Here is a 20,396-nt window from a genome sequence, read left to right as displayed (position 1 = left end):
TTTATTAATCAATAATTTTTGCGCCGTCTGGTGTACCAACAATCACAATATCCGCCCCACGTAAGGCAAAAATACCGTTTGTTACTACACCTGCAACATTATTCAATTCTTTTTCCATTTCCACTGGATTTAAGATAGCGAAGTTATGTACATCTAAAATCACGTTGCCGTTATCAGTCACCACGCCTTCACGATATTCTGGGGCGCCACCAAGAGAAACTAATTTACGACCAACTTGTGAACGTGCCATTGGAATCACTTCTACTGGCAATGGGAATGTGCTACCTAACACATCCACTTGTTTACTAGAATCAACGATACAAATAAATTTTTTCGCTAAAGCGGCCACAATTTTTTCGCGAGTCAATGCTGCACCACCACCTTTAATCATCATTTTTTGTGGATTAATTTCATCAGCGCCATCCACATAAATATCTAAACTGGATACATCGTTAGCACTAAACACTTCAATGCCCTGTTTACGCAATAATTCTTCTGAGGCTTTAGATGCCGCTACTGCGCCTTGAATTTGATCTTTTAATTCACCTAAGGCTTCAATAAAACAATTCACTGTTGAACCACTTCCCACGCCAACAATGGTCTCGGGCTTAACATATTTTAACGCTGCGCGTGCCGCTAATTTTTTCATTTCTAATTGATCCATTTCTCTGTCCCTTTTAAATTTTAAATAATGACGTAAACGTTTGCTTTACTTTAATACGACCCTATTAAATAAACAAGTGTAAAAATTTATTCGTGATGATGAAAAAATTTTATTCATCTAAGAAAAGCGCTAATAGTTCGTTTAAAAACAATTTACCGTGTTCAGTGATCTGCCAAAAATCAGGTGTTTCCACAATATAATTCTGCTGGATCGCAAAATCAATTTGATTTTTGACCGCACTTTGCGAAAGCCCCGTGTAATGTTCAAACTCTTGTTTTGGTACAGCTTCCAATAAACGAAAACGATTCATGAAAAATTCAAAAGCGCGGTCATTTTTTTCCACGTTTTTTTCTTCATAAAGGTATTCACCACGCAAATAGCCTTTTGGATGCTTTGTTTTAGAAAAACGTAAAATATCGCCATCAGGAAAAGTCAGTTTTCCATGTGCACCACAGCCTATCGCCAAATAATCCCCGAATCGCCAATAATTCAGATTGTGCTGACATTGAAAGCCCGGTTTCGCATAAGCGGATGTTTCATATTGTTGATAACCCGCTTCGGTTAAAAGCTGGTGGCCTTGCTCAAAAATATCCCAAAGCTCATCATCATCCGGCAATGTAGGGGGACGATAAGCAAACATGGTATTGGGTTCAATGGTGAGCTGATACCAAGAAAGGTGTGGTGGAGCAAGCTCAATGGCTTGTCGCAAATCATCTAGCGCTTCTGCAAGAGTTTGGTTTGGCAAACCGTGCATTAAATCCAAATTGAAACTTTTCAAGCCTGAAACTTTTGCCAAACTGACCGCACTTTTAGCTTCCTCCGCATTATGAATACGCCCTAAACGTTGTAATTTATCGTCATTAAAACTTTGGATACCCATGGAAATACGTGTTACACCAGCATCCACATAGCCTTTAAAACGCTCCGCTTCCACAGTGCCAGGATTAGCTTCCATGGTGATTTCAATATTCTCTGAAAAAGGAATGCGATGTTGAATTTCTGCCAATAACAACTTGATACTTTCCGCTGAAAATAAACTCGGCGTGCCACCACCAATAAAAATTGAATGAAGTGAACGATATTGAATACTAGCCTGATATTTCTCTAAGTCTGCCTCAAGATCGGCTATCAGATGTTGCACATATTCTTGTTCAGGAATTGTGCCTTTCTGTGCATGCGAATTGAAATCACAATAAGGACATTTCTGCACACACCAGGGAATATGCACATAAAGGGAAAGAGGGGGAAATTTTTGCATAATTAAAAGTCAAAAGGGCTTGTTTTCACAAGCCCTAAAAAATAAGTCATTAATTGACCGCTCTTGCTGTTTTAGTCGCAGCTTTACGGTGAGGTGCTTTCGCTTTCGTTTCCACTTTCACGAATTCAATACCTTCTGGTGGATTTTCTAACGCTAAGCCTAACACTTCATCAATGGTTTCTACCGCATGAATCGCAAGATTTTCTTTTACGTTATCTGGAATTTCTTCCAAATCTTTCACGTTATCTTTTGGAATCAATACGGTTTTAATGCCACCACGATGTGCCGCAAGTAATTTTTCTTTCAATCCGCCAATTGGTAATACTTTACCGCGTAGGCTGATCTCACCTGTCATCGCGACATCAGCACACACAGGGTTACCCGTTAAGCAAGAAACTAATGCGGTACACATTGCGATACCTGCACTTGGACCATCTTTCGGTGTTGCGCCATCTGGCACGTGAATGTGAATATCACGTTTTTCATGGAATTCAGAATTGATACCCAATTTTTCAGCACGTGCACGGACTACGGTCATCGCTGCTTGGATAGATTCTTTCATCACATCGCCTAATGAACCAGTGAAGGTCAATTTGCCTTTACCTACTACTGAAGCAGTTTCAATGGTTAGTAAGTCACCGCCCACTTCAGTCCACGCAAGGCCTGTTACTTCGCCCACACGGTTTTGGGTATCCGCTTTACCAAATTCAAAACGTTTCACACCCAGATAGTCATGCAAGTTGTCTGAATTAACGGTAATAGATTTCACTTTTGGGTTTACCAATAAATTCTTCACTGCTTTACGACAGATTTTAGAAATCTCACGCTCTAATCCACGCACACCGGCTTCACGGGTGTAATAACGGATAATATCTAAAATGGCATTTTCTTCGATGGTTAATTCGCCTTTTTTCAATCCATTACGTTCAATTTGTTTTTGTAATAAATGTTGCATCGCAATATTGAGTTTTTCATCTTCGGTATAACCAGAAAGACGAATGACTTCCATACGATCTAGCAATGGGCCTGGAATATTCATGGAATTTGAGGTTGCCACAAACATCACATCAGACAAATCATAGTCCACTTCAAGATAGTGATCATTGAAGGTGGTATTTTGTTCAGGATCAAGCACTTCTAATAAGGCTGATGCTGGATCACCACGCATATCCGAAGACATTTTATCAATTTCATCAAGCAAGAAGAGTGGGTTTTTTACACCAACTTTTGCCATTTTTTGAATCAATTTACCCGGCAATGCACCGATATAGGTTTTACGGTGGCCGCGAATTTCTGCTTCATCACGTACCCCGCCTAATGCTATACGCACATATTTACGTCCTGTTGCATTGGCAATAGATTGACCTAGTGAGGTTTTACCTACCCCTGGTGGTCCTACTAAGCAAAGGATTGGGCCTTTGATTTTGTTTAAGCGAGCTTGTACCGCAAGGTACTCTAAAATGCGTTCTTTTACTCGCTCTAAACCGTAGTGATCCGCATCTAAAACCTGTTGAGCTTTTGCGATATCTTTCTTCACTTTGGTACGTTTATGCCATGGCACTTGAAGCATCCACTCAACATAGCTTCGCACCACTGTCGCTTCAGCCGACATCGCTGACATCATTTTGAGTTTTTGCAACTCACTTTCTACTTTGTCACGCACATCTGCTGGCATACCTGCCGCTTCAACTTTTTGACGAAGTTGCTCAACTTCATCGATGGTATCTTCACTTTCACCTTCGTCCATTTCTTTGCGAATCGCTTTAATTTGTTCGCTAAGATAATAGTTACGCTGGCTTTTCTCCATTTGTTTTTTCACACGGCCACGGATACGTTTTTCAACTTGAAGAATATCCGCTTCAGATTCCATCATACCGAGCAAGTATTCCAAACGCTCTTGCACATCAGCCAGTTCTAACACGCTTTGTTTATGGCGAACAGTTACAGGAATATGTGCAGCCATGGTATCTGCTAAACGATCGGCATCATCAATGCGTTGAAGTGCACCTAAAACATCTGCGGGAATTTTTTTATTGAGTTGCAGATAGTTTTCAAATTCATTTAAAACGGCTGCCTTCACCACATCTAATTCTTTTTCATCGCCAAACGTGGTTTCAATCGGCGTGACTTCCGCAGAAAAATGATCTTCACCATCATTTAATTGATTGATTTTCGCGCGTTGTTGCCCTTCCACCAACACTTTCACAGTGCCGTCTGGCAATTTTAATAATTGAATAATATTGGCAATCGTCCCGACATCGAATACATCATCAACGGTAGGTTCTTCTAAATCAGCCTGCTTTTGTGACACCAATAATAATTGTTTGCCCTCATTCATGGCTTCATCAAGGGCGCTAATGGATTTTGCGCGCCCAACAAAAAGTGGCATCACCATATAAGGGAAAACGACGACATCCCGTAATGGCAATACAGGAAGTGTACGTTGTTGAGTTCTTTTGGCGTTCATAGTTATCTCTCTTACATCAATTCTATAATTTCATTGAATATGGGGATGAGTTGCATAAATTCAAGGTAGGATTTGGCATATTAAGGATAAATCGAAAAATAGGCAAGTAAAGAACCACCTTTATTGATGCTTAATTGGAAAAACTATGGAATACAGGTACAATAAGTGCGGTCAAAAATCAGTATGATTTTACTTAATAAAAACGTTTGAAAAAATAACCGCACTTTATCCATTATGACAACAAAACAAGCTATTACTTTCGCGACCTTTCAAGAATTACTGCCCGATTCTTGTAATCATCCATTAAAAAAACAATTAAGGGATAAAGCCCGTTATTACGGACGAAAATTTTTATTTAAAAAACAATGTGATGCATTAGTTAATTTCTTAAATACAAACCAAACTTGGATTCCGCTTTTTCAACAAAATCCATATCGTTTTAATGCATTGCTCGCGACCTATTGCGATAAACGTTTTTCTGCAACTGAGCGACTCAATGCCATTACCAATAATCTGTTAATGCTTGAAGAAAAAATGGGCGTAAAATTTTGCCAAAAACTACTCCAAGAAAAATCCCTTTTATTATCACAATTAACAGATCAACTTGGTATTTATTTCAATATCAACCAGATTGACCCTTTTGAAGGTTATTTTTCTATTAACTTAAAAGACAATGATGGGCGTAGCATTTATGATGCTTCTTTCACCTTTTTAAAGCCAAATAAGTTACTTATTGCTTCAATTCAAGGTCCTTCTTATGAAGAAGCGCAAGAAGCCGTAAAACAAGCCACAAAAGAATTACACGGTGTTCGCCCGATGTTTATGTTGATGAATGTTTTCCGCTTATTAGCCGAAAAATGGCAATGTGAATTAATCGGTATTCCTCACACTTCACAAGGTAAATATCGCCTATCTGCTCGCAGTAAAATTCTATTCAATTACGATGAATTCTGGCAAGAAAACCAAGGGCAATTAAATGGTCAATATTGGCAATTACCGCTTGAAAGCGCCCGCAAAGCATTGGAAGAAATTGCCAGTAAAAAACGTTCTATGTACCGAAAACGTTATGAAATGTTGGATGAAATGTCCAAGAATATTTCAAATTTTGAACCTAAACACGGTTAATTCCGTGTTTCTTTTTAAGCTAAGTACAAAATAAATATAAAAACAATAATCTATCAATATCGAATACCACACATAAAAAGTTGTAATACATCTTTAAAAAGCTTTTGCTCTCTTCCTTTATAGTAGAATTGGAGGCTGGCAGAATTTAATATTTCATCTATTTTTTGAATAAAAAGATCAATTAACATGACAGGGAAATCATCGCGGATAATCTTGCGTTTTTGTAACGTACTGAAAAAATAGTGCATATAGTGATATTTTTCTTGTGACATTTGCCGAAAAAAAGCCTGTAAGGTTTCATCTTGATCATGATTTAAATCATGTAATACGGCAGCAGAATACAACGTGGCCATGGATTCTTGCTGCATCGTCAAAATTTGCTGAATCACCGTGGTTAAATCTGCCTCCGTGGCTAACAGCCTGTCAAATTCCCACCGCATATTATTTTTTTGTTCTTCAAAAATACATTTCACTAAATCTTGCTTGGTGGGGAAATATTTATAAAACGTCACTCGACTCACCCCCGCTGCCCGACAAATTTCTGCGATAGAAGTTAATCTCCAGCCTTGTTGATAAAACAGTTCAGTGGCAACCTGTTTCAAAAAAATATCTTTTTTCATGATCCGCTCCTTAATAGGCAATAACATAGCCGAAAGCCTTTAATTGTCAAATATCAAATTTGAGAAAAATTCTTATTTACTTTCGTATTGTAATTATGTTAGGTTTACATTATTAATCAATTAATAAGAAAAGTGTAAACTTTAAGCTAAAATAAAGCCTAGGAGAACCCATGAACAAGTTATCCCCACGACTCAGCCTCATTAGCCTTTGCCTGATGAGTGCCTATTCTTTTTCTAGCCATGCCGAAGAAAGTCAGCAGACCACGGTACTAGACGAAATCACAGTGACCGGTGAAAAATTTGAACGTAGTCAATCTTCTACCGGTTCAAGCACCTCCGTGGTAACCGCTGAGCAACTCAAACGAGAAGCCAATTTACTGTCTGCGACCCAATTATTAAAACGCGATGTGAATATTTTAGACACCGGTTTGGGCAATGACTTACCTACTGTGCGTGGCGTTGACGGGTCCGGCCCGGCGGTAGGTGCGGTGGCATTTTTTGCCGGTTCACGCCCACGACTAAATATGCAAATTGACGGCAGAACTTCCAGCTATAACGAACTGGCGTTCGGTACAAAATCCCTCTGGGATATGAAACAGGTAGAAATTTATCGTGGCGCACAAAGCTATGCCCAAGGGCGTAATGCTATTGCTGGCGCCGTGGTGATGACCAGCAATGACCCAACGCAAGAATGGGAAGGTGCAGCGAAATTAAATATGGGGAATCATCGATTGGCACAAACGGCTGCCCTGATTTCAGGCCCGGTGGTGAAAGACGAATTGGCGTTTCGTTTAAGCGTAGATCATCAACAACGCGAAACTGCTGTAGATTTACCACATTACGATCCCGTCGGCAACCCGCGTTGGTTTAAAGCCACCAATACCCGCGCCAAATTACTGTGGACTCCGTCTGCGTTGCCAGATCTCTATAGCCGTTTAACATTCAATCATTTAAACGCGCGAGCACCACAAAGCGAAACAGAGTTACAACCTAATTCACCACGTTACACGCCGGAACGCCCGGTATTCCAAACACGCTCTGCCAGCACTATTTGGGACATTGGTTATCAACTCTCAGAGCATTGGAAATGGGAAAATAAATTGGTTTATACCCACTTTATTCACGATAGAAAAACAACTTCGCCATTCAACACCGCATTGCCGCCAAATCGTCGAGGTGTTCCGGCTCGTGTTGATGGCAATGAATTCCAAATTGAACCCATTGTAAAATACGAAAACGAAAAATACCGTGGGTTATTCGGTTTGTTCTATTTCAATGCGAAACAAGATGAAAGTGTTACGATGCTCAACGGACGCATTGCTCGCACGCCGATTACGACAAATTTTAATGATAAAACGAAAACCAAGGCGGCCTTTGGTGAAATTACCTTTACACCGGATATTCCGTTTGAATTGACGCTTTCTGCTCGCTATGAACAGGAACATCATCAGCGTAAAGGCAAAAGTGCGATGTTTTCCATCAACCGGGATAAAAAATACAATGTCTTCCTGCCTAAAGCAGACATTGCATGGAAAATTAACGATGATCAACGCTTAGGCTTTAAAGTAGGTAAAGGTTATAATCCGGGCGGTGCCGGTGTAACTTTCGGTGTGCCGTACACCAGCTATGAATATGACGCGGAATATGTCTGGAACTACGAACTTTATCATCGTTGGACATCCGCAGATAAACGCCTACGCATTAACAGCAACCTATTCTATAACGACTACAAGGACATGCAGTTACCGTTCACTCTTGGTCCAAATTCCATCGTGATCCGCAATGCCGATAAAGTCGTCACCTATGGTGCGGAAATCAATACCGAATGGCAGGCCACAGAGAAACTGGCACTCAACGCAGGCATCGGGATGTTAAAAACCGATATCAAACGTTATCCAAACAGCGGCATTGAAGGGAATAAACTCGCTCGTGCACCAAGTTTTAGTGGAAAACTGGGGGCCAATTATCGTCTTCTTGACCACCTAGAAATTGGCACCAATTACAGCTACAACAGCAGTTATTATTCCACTGCCGACAACTTAGCCAATGGTAAAGTAGGGCATTATGACCAATTTGATGTTTATTTAGCGTACGACTTTAAGAATGCCAGAATCACGCTTTATGCCGACAACGTGCTTAACTCACGCAAAGATATCTTACTCGTACCGCGCTCAGGCGACATTACCCGTCAGCCGGAACGCCAAATTGGGCTTTCTACCGAGTTAAGATTTTAAGCAATGAGTCAGCAACACCAACAAATTTTCCAACCTGTTGCCGCGCAATTACGCGCCTCAATGTGGTTGGCAACCTTCGCGCAAGGCTTAAAAATCGGGATTTGGCTTTTGATGATCCACATTGTGTTCACCGTCAGCCAATCTCTTACGTTTCCTTATTGGCAGATTTTCGCGCTGCTTGTCACGTCCATTTTGTATTACACCTGCAAAATTAAAGCGCACGACAAATCTCATTATGCAGCCTTTGAATTGGAAAAAATGCTACGCCAACAGCTTGCGAAAAAAATCAGTCAATTATCGTTAGGCAAAGTCAATGAAATCGGTTCAGGCGGTTTAACCAAAGTGCTGTGCGATGACGTAAACGAATTGCACACCTTTGTTGCCGATGCGCCCCCCCTTAAAGCGGAGGCTTATTCCACACCAATTTTTGTGTTGGCAGCATTATTTTGGTTAAATTGGCAAATGGCATTGGCTGTGGTGATTTTCCTGGTCGTGCTATTTACGATTCTGCAACGGTTAATGCAAAAAAGTCGATTGAATTATCGTGATTACGGTGCTGCCGTGAGCCGAATCAATAGCGCGATTATTGAATATATTCAAGGTATGAGCACGATTCGCACCTTTGATGCGGGACAAAGTTCGTACAGCCGTTTTAGCACCGCATTGGAAAATTTTAATCAGGTCATCTTCGCTTTTTTAGCCAAAGTAGGCGCTCCAACACGTCTTGCCCGTTCGCTCTTTACGCCAATGCCGATCATGTTGTTTTTGATCGTGTTAGGCGTGTATTTACACTCGCTTGCGCTGCTTTCCACCTTTGTTTTTTTTGCCTTTTTAGTGTTAGCCGCCGGGTTAATTGAAACCATGCATCCTTACATGGGGCTGTTTCATTTGTTAGAACGCTCCCGTGCCGCCATTGAACGCATTAACGAAATAAAAACGTTAGAAAATGCCACCTCACTTTTGCCGTTACAAACGCCGAAGGGGTATGCTGTTCAATTTGAACAGGTTAATTTCAGCTATGATGCCGACAAAGCGACGCTGAAAAATATTAACTTCAGCGTGCCGCAAAATAGTTTTACTGCCATTATTGGCACTTCAGGCTCTGGCAAAACCACCTTGCTCAATTTGTTGTTGCGCTTTTGGGATGTCGATAGCGGAAAAATCACCTTAGGTGGTGCTGATATTCGTCATATGGAACAGGATCAACTTATGAAATATTGTTCGGTCGTATTTCAGGATAATTTCTTATTTTCTTGCTCTATTGCCGAAAACATTGCTTACGGTATAGAAAGTGTGACGGAGGAAGCGATTATCAATGCCGCCAAACAAGCCCGTATTCACGACTTTATTATGACCTTACCGGAGCAATATCAAACGAAAGTGGGTGAACGCGGACAATTATTGTCAGGCGGACAAAAACAACGTATCAGTATAGCCCGCGCCTTTTTACAAAATCGCCCGATTTTATTGCTAGACGAACCCACGGCTTTTTCCGATGCGAAAAACGAGGCGGATTTAATGCAGGCATTTCATGCATTGATGCAAAATAAAACAGTGATCATGGTGGCGCATCGCCTGTCTAGCATTATCCAAGCCGATCAAATTATTTATTTAGAGAACGGCAAAATCATTGGTCAAGGCAATCACAAAGCCTTGTTGCAAACCAATGTCGCCTATCAAACCCTTTGGGCGGAATATCAACAGGCAAAATCTTGGACGATACATTAGAGAACGTTATGCAATCTTACTTTAATCCCGAAACTCAACGTGTAAAAAGCCTATGGCAAACTTATCACGCCTTATTTGCCACCGCCCAACAGCAACAAAGCGCATTCTTACGCTGTCTTGCTTTTGCGGCGCTGTCTGCAATTTTATTCGGCGTGGCTATCGGCTTACTGTATCCGCTGCTTTTGGCATTAGAACAAACCGAGGCAGGGCAAAGTGCGGTCATTTTTTGGAGTGTTTTGTGTGGCGTGCTTTTAATCGCCAGCCTCCTTTTCCGAATTTGGGCGGAATATTATGACACCAAAGGCGATTCATTTTTGGCGACATATCAATTAAGACGTCAACTGGGCGAAAAACTTCGCCGCGTATCTCTTGCTGTCCTCAGTGGATTTCGTGCAGGCGAACTTAGTGCCATTGCCATCCAAAGTATTAATGAAGCGACGAATTACGCATTCAGTTTAATTAGTATTCTAATTTACGGCATCGTAACACCGGTGTCTGCCGCCCTTTGTCTTTGTTTCTTTGATTACCGCTTTGGGCTGCTGATCTTCATTATTTTTCCGCTTATCGTGCCACTTTATTTATGGCGGAGAAAAGCTTTCCGTCGTGGATTTAGTATTTTGGCAGAAGCTAATCAGCGACTTAAAGGCGAAACCATTGAGTTTGTGCAAGGTTTGGAAATTCTGAAATCAACAGGGCAAACTGAAAACAAACAACATATTTTCAACCGTGTGATTGAAGATGTGGCAAACATTCAATGCATCGGTACTAAAAAAGGCGAACGTCCGAATTTGATTATTACCTCAAGCATTCAATTAAGTCTTATTGCGGTATTAATTGTTGGTACATTTTGGGTGATTTCTGGTAGCGCCCATTGGGTATTGTTAGCCACGGTGCTGATTTTAATTGCACGAATTTCAGATGTATTGAACTTCTTTGTGCAAATGTCTTCGCTCTTAGAAATTTTTGTGATTAGCTGTGAAAAATTTGAAAAACTGATGGCATTGCCTGAATTGGCGGAAAATCATGGCAGCAGATTACCCACAGATTATTGCATTCGCTATGAGCATGTCCGCTTTGGTTATAATGCTGAAAAAAACATCCTAAACGACATTAATCTAGACATAAAACCTAACAGCCTCAATGCTTTTTTGGGCACCAGCGGTTGCGGTAAAACAACATTACTTCGCTTGTTGTTGCGTTATGCTGATCCGCAATCAGGGCGAATTACGATCGGCGGTATCGATATTCGGGATGTTAGCCAAGAACAGCTCATGCGCTTAATTTCTGTGGTGTTTCAAGATGTGTATTTATTTCAAGACAGCGTATTAAATAACATCCGAATGGCAAAACCGAATGCTACAGATGAAGAAGTTATTCATGCCTGTAAACTAGCCCAATGCCACGATTTTATTCAGGCATTACCACAAGGGTATCAAACGCAAGTTAATGAAATTGGGAGTAATTTTTCCGGCGGTGAAAAGCAACGACTTGCGATTGCCCGAGCGATTTTAAAAGACGCACCGATTCTCATTTTAGATGAACCGACAGCATCGTTGGATACCCGCAATGAGCTGGCAGTGCAAAAAGCGTTGGATCAGCTGGTTAAAGACAAAACCGTGTTGATTATCGCTCACCGACTTTCCACCATTGTGGGCGCGCATTGCATTTATGTGTTGGAAAACGGCAGCATTGCCGAACAAGGCACGCATCAAACACTCTTAGAACAAAAAGGACGTTATGCAGCGTTTTGGCAATGCCAACAAGGCAACATCACTCACTAAGCAGGATTGGGCAATCCTTGCCACAACTGCCGGCTTTAAATTCTGCGTAGTAGCGTTTTATATGATTGGTCTCATCACCATGTTAAAAGAGATGGGGTTCGATCTTAAACAGCTTAGTTGGTTCTATTTGCTTGGTGGAATGGAAATGGCGAAATTCATCGTTTCACCATTGATCGAACGCTATCGTCTCAAGCGCGTCGGGCAATTTCGCGGTTGGTTATGGCTTTCCTCGCTAATCATTTTTATTGCCTTATTTATGTTGCATTTCATCCAACCTCAACAAGATTTTGCACTGCTTATGGTGGCGTGTGTGCTATTGAACCTAAGCAGTCTATTTTTCGGTTGTGCAACACTAGGATTAACTTGTGCGATCCTGCCTTTTGAGCAACGAGGCTTTGGCGGTGTCATTCAGGTGATCGCGGGACGCGTGGGTAAAATGTTTGGGGGTGGTTTGGTGTTACTGATTTACCATTATTACGGCTGGCAAAGTGCGGTGGATTTAATGAGTGTTTTTGCACTACTGTTGATTCTGCAAATCAGCCTATATTCCGAACCTACAGTTGCCGCTGAACCGAAAAATCCGCCATTGCGTTTTTTATTCACACGCTTTTTCCACTTTTGGCAACAACCGCACATCTCATTTCGCTGGTTGATTTTATTGTCATTTGTGTTTATTCCTAGTGGCATGGTGGTCAGTAGTTTCATTCCTCGTCTAAATGCCTTGGGCTGGAGCAGCCAACACATTGGGTTATTACTTTCCATATTCGAACCCCTTTGTGCTATCGCCTTTGCGCCGCTAAGTGGTCTATTACTCAAAAAATATTCTCGGGTTTCCGTCACCCAATGGGTATTATTTAGCCAAATTTTTGCCTTCTGCTTATTTATTTTATTTGAATATATTGGTATGAATTTTCCTTATCTTATCGCCGTACCAATTTTATTATTAAGTATTACTTACGCATTACTTGTGCCGTGCTTGCTGGCTATTATCCTTGATTATTCATCTAAAACTTATGCCACATTGGATAGTTCACTACAATTTTCTGTTGCATTACTAGGGGCATATTTAGCTGGTTTTATTTCACTCAGATTGATCAGTACATGGGGATACGTTACGGTATATTGGATTGTGACAATCATTGCATTTACTATTTGGTACTTTTTTAAGAACTACAATCAAAAATCATAAAGGCGAAATAATCAAATGCTATACACCTCTAATTTTTCTGAACAAATCAATTTTAAATTAAATCCCACCACATAGAATTTAATTCAGGTAAACGATTGCTCATCCCGTTATTATTGCGTTCTTTTAAAAATCACTCTTTGCTTTTTTGCTCGTTTTGTGTAGAATACGCGCTCGGCTTATTAACTAATCCGAACACAAGGAGTTCTCCATAATGGAAGCATCAAAGAAAAAGATGAAATTCCCTTCCGCATTTAGCATTCTCTTTATTATTCTTCTTATTGCTATTGGTCTTACTTGGCTTATTCCCTCAGGGTCCTACTCAAAACTTTCCTACGACACCACCGAAAATCATTTTATTGTCAAAACCCACGGAATTCCCGATCAAAGCTATCCAGCAACAGAACAAACCCTTAATCAACTCAATATCAAGATTCAACTTTCTAATTTCACCAACGGCATTATCAAAAAGCCGATTGCTATCCCCGATACCTATCAACGCATTGAACAACACGAAAAAGGCATTACCGATATGATTCACGCCATGGTGGATGGCACTATTGAAGTGGCTGATATTATGATTTTTATCTTCATACTCGGTGGGATGATTGGTGTCATAAACAAAACAGGGGCATTTAACGCTGGTTTAATGTCTCTCACCAAGAAAACAAAAGGAAATGAATTCTCCGTCGTCTTCGCTGTCTGCGTGTTAATGCTGTTAGGCGGTACAGCTTGTGGTATTGAGGAAGAAGCAGTAGCCTTCTACCCGATTCTTGTCCCCGTTTTTTTAGCCTTAGGCTATGATTCGATTGTCTGTGTTGGTGCCATATTCCTCGCCGCCTCGATGGGCACTGCCTTTTCAACAATCAATCCCTTCTCCGTTGTCATTGCCTCAAATGCTGCGGGTATTCCATTCACGGAAGGAATGGGATTTCGTACACTGGGACTTATTCTTGGTGGTGCGTGTGTGATTGCTTACATGTATTGGTATTGTAAAAAACTGCGTGCCAATCCTGAATTTTCTTATACCTATGACGATCGCCAAACCTTCTATGATCTCTATATGAAAGATATCGATCCGGATGCAACCGTTGAATTTACCTTTAGAAGAAAACTGATTCTGATTCTATTTAGCGCTGCTTTTCCTCTCATGGTATGGGGGGTGATGTTTGGCGGCTGGTGGTTCCCTCAAATGGCGACTTCCTTCCTAGCCATTACCATCATTATTATGTTTATCAGTGGATTACCTGAAAAAGATGTCGTAAATGGCTTTACTCATGGTGCTTCTGAATTAGTCGGCGTCGCATTGATTATCGGACTCGCTCGAGCAGTCAATATCATTCTGGAACAAGGGATGATTTCTGACACCATTCTCGATTATATGACGCATCTTGTCGGCGGAATGAATGGTGGCGTCTTTATTATTGGTCAGCTCTTGGTCTTCATTTTCTTAGGATTAGTTGTACCTTCATCTTCAGGCCTTGCCGTACTCGCTATGCCAATCATGGCTCCGCTAGCTGATACTGTGGGCATTCCAAGAGACATCGTCGTATCAGCTTACAACTGGGGGCAATATATTATGTTATTCCTTGCACCAACAGGATTAGTCCTTGTTACGTTACAAATGCTTGGTATTCCATTTAATAAATGGTTGAAATTTGTCATGCCAATCGTAGGCTGTCAATTTGTTATCTCATCGATACTTCTCCTCACTCAAGTATTTATGTATGCACACTAAAATAAAAAGCCACGCAATCTTGCGTGGCTTCTTGTTCTCATCCGATTCTATTTTACAAACTCATCAAACTCTAACTCATAATCATCACCATCTCTGGTGTATTTGATATAACGTGGAAATTGTTCACCTGAGAATTTCTTCACCATAATGTCTTTGTTACCGGTTTTAAATGAATAGGTAATTTCCGTGACAGTTTGCTTGTTATATTGGATCTGTTTTTCTACTTTCTTCACATTCACATTTTCCATTGGGTAAAGTTTTTTACCATTTGTAATTTGGAAACTGGTTGGCAATTTATCGTAATAACTCAACTGAAATGCCATAGTGAATAAATCAAAAGTCGGTAATTTTAACGGCTCAGTTTCTAACCCATTTTTCACTTTACCGTATTCAATTGTTGTTGGCGAAATTTTAGAAATCGCATAAGGCTTACCATTACGTACATCTTGATAATTCACCATTTTAAATTGACTCGCATTTTGTGAACCACGAGAAGTAAACACAATGTTGTACAACGGAATGTTAATTTTCGCATTGACTGAATACTGTGAACCATCAGCTTTAAAATGCACATACGCGGGCATTAAATAATTCGAACTGTATTTAATATTATAATCCACCGCAGACCATGCTGTTGGTGCATAAGCAATTAATGCAGCAAAAAGGATTTTAAATAACTTCATTGGTTTTCCTTATATATAAAAAGAGGTTGCCTTTTAGAGTATCACAATAAGAAGAAGTTCCCCATTAAAAAACCATCTTATCCGAAGACAAGATGGTTTTCATTTATTTTAGCTTAATGGAGGATTATAAAACTGCACCCGCCATTAAGAATCCGAATAATACAGATAAGCTAATTGCAATCACACCAGGAATTAAGAATGGGTGGTTGAATACATATTTACCGATACGGGTTGAACCGGTGTCATCCATTTCTACTGCCGCAATTAAGGTTGGGTAAGTAGGAAGAATAAATAATGCTGATACTGCGGCAAAGGCTGCAATTGCGGCTTCCGGAGAAACACCTAATAAAATTGCAGTTGGATATAATGCTTTTGCAGTTGCAGCTTGTGAGTAAAGTAAGGTACTTGCGAAGAACAAGATAACCGCTAAACTCCAAGGATATTGTTGTAAGAACTCAGCTGATACTGCTTTGATTTGATCGATATGACCTTCCACGAAAGTATTACCTAACCATGCCACACCAAGCACACAAATTACCGCTGACATACCTGATTTGAAGGTTGCTGCATTGGTAATGTTTGCAGTATCCACTTTACATGCCATAGTGATAATCGCTGCAGTCGCAAGCATGAAAGAGATAATTGCGTTATCACGAGAAAGAATTGGGTTTTGAATTAAACCAACTGTTTTACTGATTGCAGTTGCATAAAGCATGACCACTAAAATCGCGATAAGGAAAATTGTGACAGAGCGTTTTGCATAAGGTTTGATCTCAATTTGCATTTCACCACGCATAGTAATTAAACCTTTTGCTAGACGATCTTGGTAAACTTCATCATCTTTCAAATCTTTACCAAGGAAGTTACAAATCACCGCAGTAATCATACATGCTGCGTAAGTAGTTGGAATCCAAATACCTAATAATTGTAAGTAACTTAAACCAAAGTTTTTCTCTAATTCTGCAGAAAGGAATACCACCGCAGCAGAAATTGGAGACGCTGTAATCGCAATTTGTGAAGCGATAACCGCAATAGAAAGTGGACGTGAAGGACGAATGCCTTGTTCTTTTGCCACTTCAGCAATTACTGGAAGTGTTGAGAATGCTGTGTGGCCAGTACCTGCAAGTACAGTCATAAAGTAAGTTACAGTTGGCGCAAGGAAGGTAATGTATTTTGGATTTTTACGTAGAATTTTTTCAGCTACTTTTACTAAGAAATCCATACCACCCGCAACTTGCATTGCAGCAATTGCCATGATTACAGACATGATAACTGAAATTACATCAAACGGAATAGCACCCGGTTTTAAGCCAAGCAGTGAAAGTGCCACAACACCCATACCACCCATGAAACCGATACCAATACCGCCTAATCTAGCCCCTAGGTAAATAAAGAGTAGGACGACTAAAAGTTGAGCCCAAATCATAATATTTTCTCCATATTAATTTTAAAAGTAATTCCGGAACATATATTAACAACAAACTAGTGCATTATCTATATTTATTACTTGAATTAGTCTATTTTATCCGAAAGTGCGGTTAAAATTTGATTCAAATTCTGACCGCACTTTCAATGACTTTCCTAGAAATCCTCAAAGTATTGTTGAATCACTTTTGGATCTTTTGTTTGTGTTAAGGCTAATTGCAATAACACACGTGCTTTTTGTGGATTCAATGTACCTGAAGCCACAAAACCATATTTAGAATCATCTACTTCAGCATCACGTGTGGTGTAACCGGTTGGCACGCGAGATGAACGTACTACTACCACACCATCTTTCGCTGCTTTTTCTAAACGTTCTAAGTGTGCAGCATTCACGTTACCATTACCTACACCTGCTGAAACAATACCTTGGTAGCCCGCATCTAATAATGAATTTAACGGTTCAATTGGTGCATTAGAATAAGCATAAACAATGCCCACTTTCGGTAAGCTGTCTAATTTATCTACATTGAATGGCGTGTTCACCGTATGTTTGCTTTCAGGTGAGCGTTCGTAATCTACTTTACTGTTATGGATGTAACCCAAGGTACCATAGTTTGGAGAATGGAACGTTTGTACTGCAGTAGTACTCATTTTGGTCACATCACGTGCACCTAATACTTCCCCATTCATCGCCACTAACACACCACGACCCGATGATTTTTTATCCGTTGCCACGACTACGGCGTTATAAAGGTTTAACGGACCATCCGCACTTTTTTCTGTCGCTGGACGCATTGCACCCACTAATACAATTGGTTTTTCACATTTTGCTGTAAGATCTAAGAAATAAGCGGTTTCTTCCATGGTATCGGTACCATGAGTAATCACGAAACCATCAGTATCTTTACATTGTGCATTAATCGCTTTGGCTAATTTTAACCACACATCATCGCTCATATCTTGTGAACCAATTTTCACAATTTGTTCACCTTTAACATTAGCTAATTGCTTAATTTCAGGCACAGCATCGATTAACGCTTCAACATTGAGTTGCCCCGCTTTATAAGCAGAAGAAACGGCGGTTTCACCACTTCCAGCAATGGTGCCGCCCGTCGCTAAAATTGTAATATTCGGTAATTCCGCAGCTTGTGCAACCGAAAAACCTAATCCGAGCATCATAAGTGCCGTTAATTTTTTTAATTTCATGCGCGTCTCCTTTCACATTTAACAATATAAGTTCGGCCATTCTCTACTTAATTAGGAGTAGAATAAATACAAAGATAGTATATTTATGATCCTGATCACATTTTTATTGTTCTGATCGTATAAGCTTTCGCCAACGTTGCGTTTCCTTGATAATTTTTTTGAAAGATAACTAAAGTGCGGTTATACTTAAAGCCTTATTTCATCTGAAGATAAACTCTTATTCATTATCAAAATTAAGCTGAGAACAACATGCAAGAATTTATGCCTCAAGCAATTGAATTTGCTCAAAAACACACTTTTTTAACGATCGCATGGTTTGCTGTCCTTTTTATGACACTTTTCACCTTTTTTAAAAGTGCGACACAAAAATATCGCGTTATTACCAACCCTGAAGCCGTTCGTTTAATGAACGATGAAGAAGCTGTGGTAATTGATTTACGTCCTATTGATGAATTCCAACGCGGTCATATTATTGGCAGCGTGAACTTGCTTCCAACTGAAATCAAAAATCACAATGTAGGCAAAATCGAACATCACAAAGAAAAACCGGTTATCATTGTGGATGTTAACGGTGTTTCTGCTACCACCTCCGCAGAACTTTTAACTAAACAAGGCTTTGAAAAAGTCTATGTGTTAAAAGAAGGTTTAACTGCTTGGGCGGGTGCAAATTTACCATTAGTAAAAAAACATAAGTAAGGATCCTCTATGTCTGAACAAAATCAACAACCTGAAGTAGCTGCTGAAGAGCAACAAGAAGCCGTACTTCAAATTCAACGTATTTATGTAAAAGATGTTTCTTTTGAAGCACCAAATCTTCCTCATATTTTCCACCAAGAATGGAAACCAAAACTTGGCTTTGATTTAAGCACTGAAGCCGTTCAAGTAGGTGAAGATCTATATGAAGTGACGTTAAACATTAACGTAGAAACGACCATGGAAGATTCTGGTGATGTGGCGTTTATTTGTGAAGTGAAACAAGCTGGTGTATTTACAATCAGCGGTTTAGAAGATGTTCAAATGGCGCACTGCTTAACATCTCAATGCCCAAATATGCTTTTCCCTTATGCTCGTGAATTGATTTCTAACTTAGTGAATCGCGGTACATTCCCGGCATTAAACCTTTCTCCGGTAAACTTCGATGCGCTGTTCATTGATTACATGAACAAGCAGCAAGCAGCAGCTGAAGCGGAAGAAAATCAGGAAACCCAACATTAATTGTGATAAGGGCAGGCGATACCGTCTGCCCTTTTTTTAAAGGTGATTGAAATGAACCCATCCCAATCTCCAATTACCATTCTTGGTTGCGGTTCTTATGGAACAGCACTCGCTATCTCATTTTCTCGCAATGGCTCTCCAACCTATCTTTGGGGGCACAATCCCGCTCACATTCATCAAATGCAACAGGAACGTCAAAATCGCCGTTTTCTGCCAGATATTGAATTTCCAGAAAGTTTGCATTTAGAATTAGATTTGAAAACAGCCCTTGATCAATCGAAAGACATTTTAATTGTGGTGCCAAGCCATGCTTTCGGCGAAATTCTCTTAAAAATTCGACCGCACTTAAAACCTGATCATCGTTTAATTTGGGCAACTAAAGGATTAGAACGTAACACCGGCCGATTACTGCAAGAAGTAGTAGAAGAAACCTTAGGTAAATCAATTCCGACGGCAGTACTTTCTGGTCCCACTTTCGCGAAAGAGCTGGCTCAAGGATTGCCAACAGCTATTACCCTTGCCTCTCGTAATGAAAAATTTGCCTTAGAATTTCAAGCGCGAATTCATTGCAGTCAGCATTTTCGGGTGTATGTAAACCAAGATATGATTGGCGTTCAATTAGGTGGCGCCATTAAAAACGTAATTGCGATTGGCGCAGGTATTTCAGATGGTATGGGATTTGGTGCCAATGCCAGAACGGCATTGATTACCCGTGGAATTGCGGAAATTACTCGCTTAGGTGTAGCCATGGGAGCGAATACACAAACCTTTATGGGCATGTCTGGTTTAGGTGATTTAGTGCTCACTTGTACCGATAACCAATCCCGTAACCGTCGATTTGGTTTAATGCTTGGCAAAGGGACTGATAGCCAACAAGCCATGGATGAAATTGGTCAGGTGGTGGAAGGGTTTTATAACACCAAAGAAACCTATTTATTGGCGCAACGACAAGACGTGGAAATGCCGATTACAGAACAAATTTACCAAATGCTCTTTTGTGGTAAAAGTGCACAAGAAGTCGCACTGAGCTTATTAGGTCGTGAACGAAAAGGCGAATAAGGAGAAA

16 protein-coding genes are annotated in these 20,396 nt (G+C 40.3%); 9 read left to right on the top strand and 7 right to left on the bottom strand.

Annotated features, from left to right (window positions below; translation table 11 throughout):
• Positions 1–4: 4 nt before the first annotated feature.
• The 3 genes from rpiA to lon form a co-directional block, all read right to left on the bottom strand.
• On the bottom strand, positions 5–664 hold the full coding sequence (gene rpiA / locus DPV97_RS07505; protein ID WP_070713217.1) for a ribose-5-phosphate isomerase RpiA: 660 nt from the start codon (positions 662–664) through the stop codon (positions 5–7).
• A gap of 109 nt (positions 665–773) precedes the next feature.
• Positions 774–1,922 (bottom strand): radical SAM family heme chaperone HemW, encoded by a 1,149-nt coding sequence (gene hemW / locus DPV97_RS07500; RefSeq protein ID WP_070713220.1) that lies wholly within the window; start codon positions 1,920–1,922, stop codon positions 774–776.
• A 49-nt stretch (positions 1,923–1,971) separates the two neighbouring features.
• On the bottom strand, positions 1,972–4,389 hold the full coding sequence (lon, locus tag DPV97_RS07495; protein WP_070713223.1) for an endopeptidase La: 2,418 nt from the start codon (positions 4,387–4,389) through the stop codon (positions 1,972–1,974).
• Positions 4,390–4,623: 234 nt separating this feature from the next.
• Here lon and DPV97_RS07490 point away from each other — a divergent pair, with 234 nt between their 5' ends.
• Positions 4,624–5,514, top strand: coding sequence for a VirK/YbjX family protein (locus DPV97_RS07490; RefSeq protein ID WP_070713226.1), 891 nt, complete (start codon positions 4,624–4,626; stop codon positions 5,512–5,514).
• Positions 5,515–5,567: 53 nt separating this feature from the next.
• Here DPV97_RS07490 and DPV97_RS07485 read toward each other — a convergent pair whose 3' ends face one another.
• Positions 5,568–6,134 carry a TetR/AcrR family transcriptional regulator gene (locus tag DPV97_RS07485; protein WP_049375193.1) on the bottom strand — a complete coding sequence of 189 codons (567 nt, stop codon included), beginning with the start codon at positions 6,132–6,134 and terminating at the stop codon, positions 5,568–5,570.
• Positions 6,135–6,304: 170 nt separating this feature from the next.
• Between DPV97_RS07485 and DPV97_RS07480 the strand changes: the two genes are divergently transcribed.
• From DPV97_RS07480 to DPV97_RS07460, 5 genes are all read left to right on the top strand, one after another.
• Positions 6,305–8,368: a TonB-dependent receptor gene (locus tag DPV97_RS07480; protein WP_070713231.1), complete on the top strand. Its 2,064-nt coding sequence runs from the start codon at positions 6,305–6,307 to the stop codon at positions 8,366–8,368.
• A 3-nt stretch (positions 8,369–8,371) separates the two neighbouring features.
• The gene (locus DPV97_RS07475) at positions 8,372–10,096 is read left to right on the top strand and encodes an ABC transporter ATP-binding protein (protein ID WP_070713233.1); all 1,725 of its coding nucleotides are present in this window, start codon (positions 8,372–8,374) and stop codon (positions 10,094–10,096) included.
• The gene (locus DPV97_RS07470; RefSeq protein ID WP_243585221.1) at positions 10,081–11,877 is read left to right on the top strand and encodes an ABC transporter ATP-binding protein; all 1,797 of its coding nucleotides are present in this window, start codon (positions 10,081–10,083) and stop codon (positions 11,875–11,877) included. Before DPV97_RS07475 ends, DPV97_RS07470 begins: the two co-directional genes overlap by 16 nt.
• Positions 11,834–13,066, top strand: coding sequence for an MFS transporter (locus DPV97_RS07465; protein ID WP_070713238.1), 1,233 nt, complete (start codon positions 11,834–11,836; stop codon positions 13,064–13,066). Before DPV97_RS07470 ends, DPV97_RS07465 begins: the two co-directional genes overlap by 44 nt.
• Positions 13,067–13,277: 211 nt before the next feature.
• On the top strand, positions 13,278–14,801 hold the full coding sequence (locus DPV97_RS07460; RefSeq protein WP_070713242.1) for a YfcC family protein: 1,524 nt from the start codon (positions 13,278–13,280) through the stop codon (positions 14,799–14,801).
• A gap of 47 nt (positions 14,802–14,848) precedes the next feature.
• Here the strand turns inward: DPV97_RS07460 and DPV97_RS07455 are convergent, their stop codons facing one another.
• The 3 genes from DPV97_RS07455 to ansB form a co-directional block, all read right to left on the bottom strand.
• Positions 14,849–15,484 carry a hypothetical protein gene (locus DPV97_RS07455; RefSeq protein WP_070713245.1) on the bottom strand — a complete coding sequence of 212 codons (636 nt, stop codon included), beginning with the start codon at positions 15,482–15,484 and terminating at the stop codon, positions 14,849–14,851.
• A gap of 124 nt (positions 15,485–15,608) precedes the next feature.
• Positions 15,609–16,910 carry an anaerobic C4-dicarboxylate transporter gene (locus tag DPV97_RS07450; RefSeq protein ID WP_070713246.1) on the bottom strand — a complete coding sequence of 434 codons (1,302 nt, stop codon included), beginning with the start codon at positions 16,908–16,910 and terminating at the stop codon, positions 15,609–15,611.
• A gap of 155 nt (positions 16,911–17,065) precedes the next feature.
• Positions 17,066–18,115 (bottom strand): L-asparaginase 2, encoded by a 1,050-nt coding sequence (gene ansB / locus DPV97_RS07445; RefSeq protein WP_070713252.1) that lies wholly within the window; start codon positions 18,113–18,115, stop codon positions 17,066–17,068.
• Positions 18,116–18,364: 249 nt separating this feature from the next.
• Between ansB and DPV97_RS07440 the strand changes: the two genes are divergently transcribed.
• The 3 genes from DPV97_RS07440 to gpsA are packed head-to-tail and all read left to right on the top strand — an operon-like array spanning position 18,365 to position 20,389.
• Entirely contained in the window at positions 18,365–18,811 is a 447-nt protein-coding gene (locus DPV97_RS07440; RefSeq protein ID WP_070713255.1) for a rhodanese-like domain-containing protein, read from the top strand.
• A 9-nt stretch (positions 18,812–18,820) separates the two neighbouring features.
• Positions 18,821–19,330: a protein-export chaperone SecB gene (gene secB, locus DPV97_RS07435; RefSeq protein WP_005695013.1), complete on the top strand. Its 510-nt coding sequence runs from the start codon at positions 18,821–18,823 to the stop codon at positions 19,328–19,330.
• Between the two features lie 51 nt (positions 19,331–19,381).
• Positions 19,382–20,389, top strand: coding sequence for an NAD(P)H-dependent glycerol-3-phosphate dehydrogenase (gene gpsA, locus DPV97_RS07430; RefSeq protein WP_070713258.1), 1,008 nt, complete (start codon positions 19,382–19,384; stop codon positions 20,387–20,389).
• The last annotated feature ends 7 nt before the right edge of the window (positions 20,390–20,396 follow it).

Source organism: Haemophilus parainfluenzae (assembly GCF_003253005.1).
GTDB lineage: Bacteria > Pseudomonadota > Gammaproteobacteria > Enterobacterales > Pasteurellaceae > Haemophilus_D > Haemophilus_D parainfluenzae_M.
Note: the sequence above shows the minus strand (reverse complement) of the source record. Positions and strands in the feature narration are given on the sequence as shown.

Bases quoted from the DNA above. Each gene is read 5' to 3' on its own strand.
- rpiA (WP_070713217.1), bottom strand. From the start codon at position 664: ATGGATCAATTAGAAATGAAAAAATTAGCGGCACGCGCAGCGTTAAAA.
- hemW (WP_070713220.1), bottom strand. From the start codon at position 1,922: ATGCAAAAATTTCCCCCTCTTTCCCTTTATGTGCATATTCCCTGGTGT.
- lon (WP_070713223.1), bottom strand. From the start codon at position 4,389: ATGAACGCCAAAAGAACTCAACAACGTACACTTCCTGTATTGCCATTA.
- DPV97_RS07490 (WP_070713226.1), top strand. From the start codon at position 4,624: ATGACAACAAAACAAGCTATTACTTTCGCGACCTTTCAAGAATTACTG.
- DPV97_RS07485 (WP_049375193.1), bottom strand. From the start codon at position 6,134: ATGAAAAAAGATATTTTTTTGAAACAGGTTGCCACTGAACTGTTTTAT.
- DPV97_RS07480 (WP_070713231.1), top strand. From the start codon at position 6,305: ATGAACAAGTTATCCCCACGACTCAGCCTCATTAGCCTTTGCCTGATG.
- DPV97_RS07475 (WP_070713233.1), top strand. From the start codon at position 8,372: ATGAGTCAGCAACACCAACAAATTTTCCAACCTGTTGCCGCGCAATTA.
- DPV97_RS07465 (WP_070713238.1), top strand. From the start codon at position 11,834: ATGCAGCGTTTTGGCAATGCCAACAAGGCAACATCACTCACTAAGCAG.
- DPV97_RS07460 (WP_070713242.1), top strand. From the start codon at position 13,278: ATGGAAGCATCAAAGAAAAAGATGAAATTCCCTTCCGCATTTAGCATT.
- DPV97_RS07455 (WP_070713245.1), bottom strand. From the start codon at position 15,484: ATGAAGTTATTTAAAATCCTTTTTGCTGCATTAATTGCTTATGCACCA.
- DPV97_RS07450 (WP_070713246.1), bottom strand. From the start codon at position 16,910: ATGATTTGGGCTCAACTTTTAGTCGTCCTACTCTTTATTTACCTAGGG.
- ansB (WP_070713252.1), bottom strand. From the start codon at position 18,115: ATGAAATTAAAAAAATTAACGGCACTTATGATGCTCGGATTAGGTTTT.
- DPV97_RS07440 (WP_070713255.1), top strand. From the start codon at position 18,365: ATGCAAGAATTTATGCCTCAAGCAATTGAATTTGCTCAAAAACACACT.
- secB (WP_005695013.1), top strand. From the start codon at position 18,821: ATGTCTGAACAAAATCAACAACCTGAAGTAGCTGCTGAAGAGCAACAA.
- gpsA (WP_070713258.1), top strand. From the start codon at position 19,382: ATGAACCCATCCCAATCTCCAATTACCATTCTTGGTTGCGGTTCTTAT.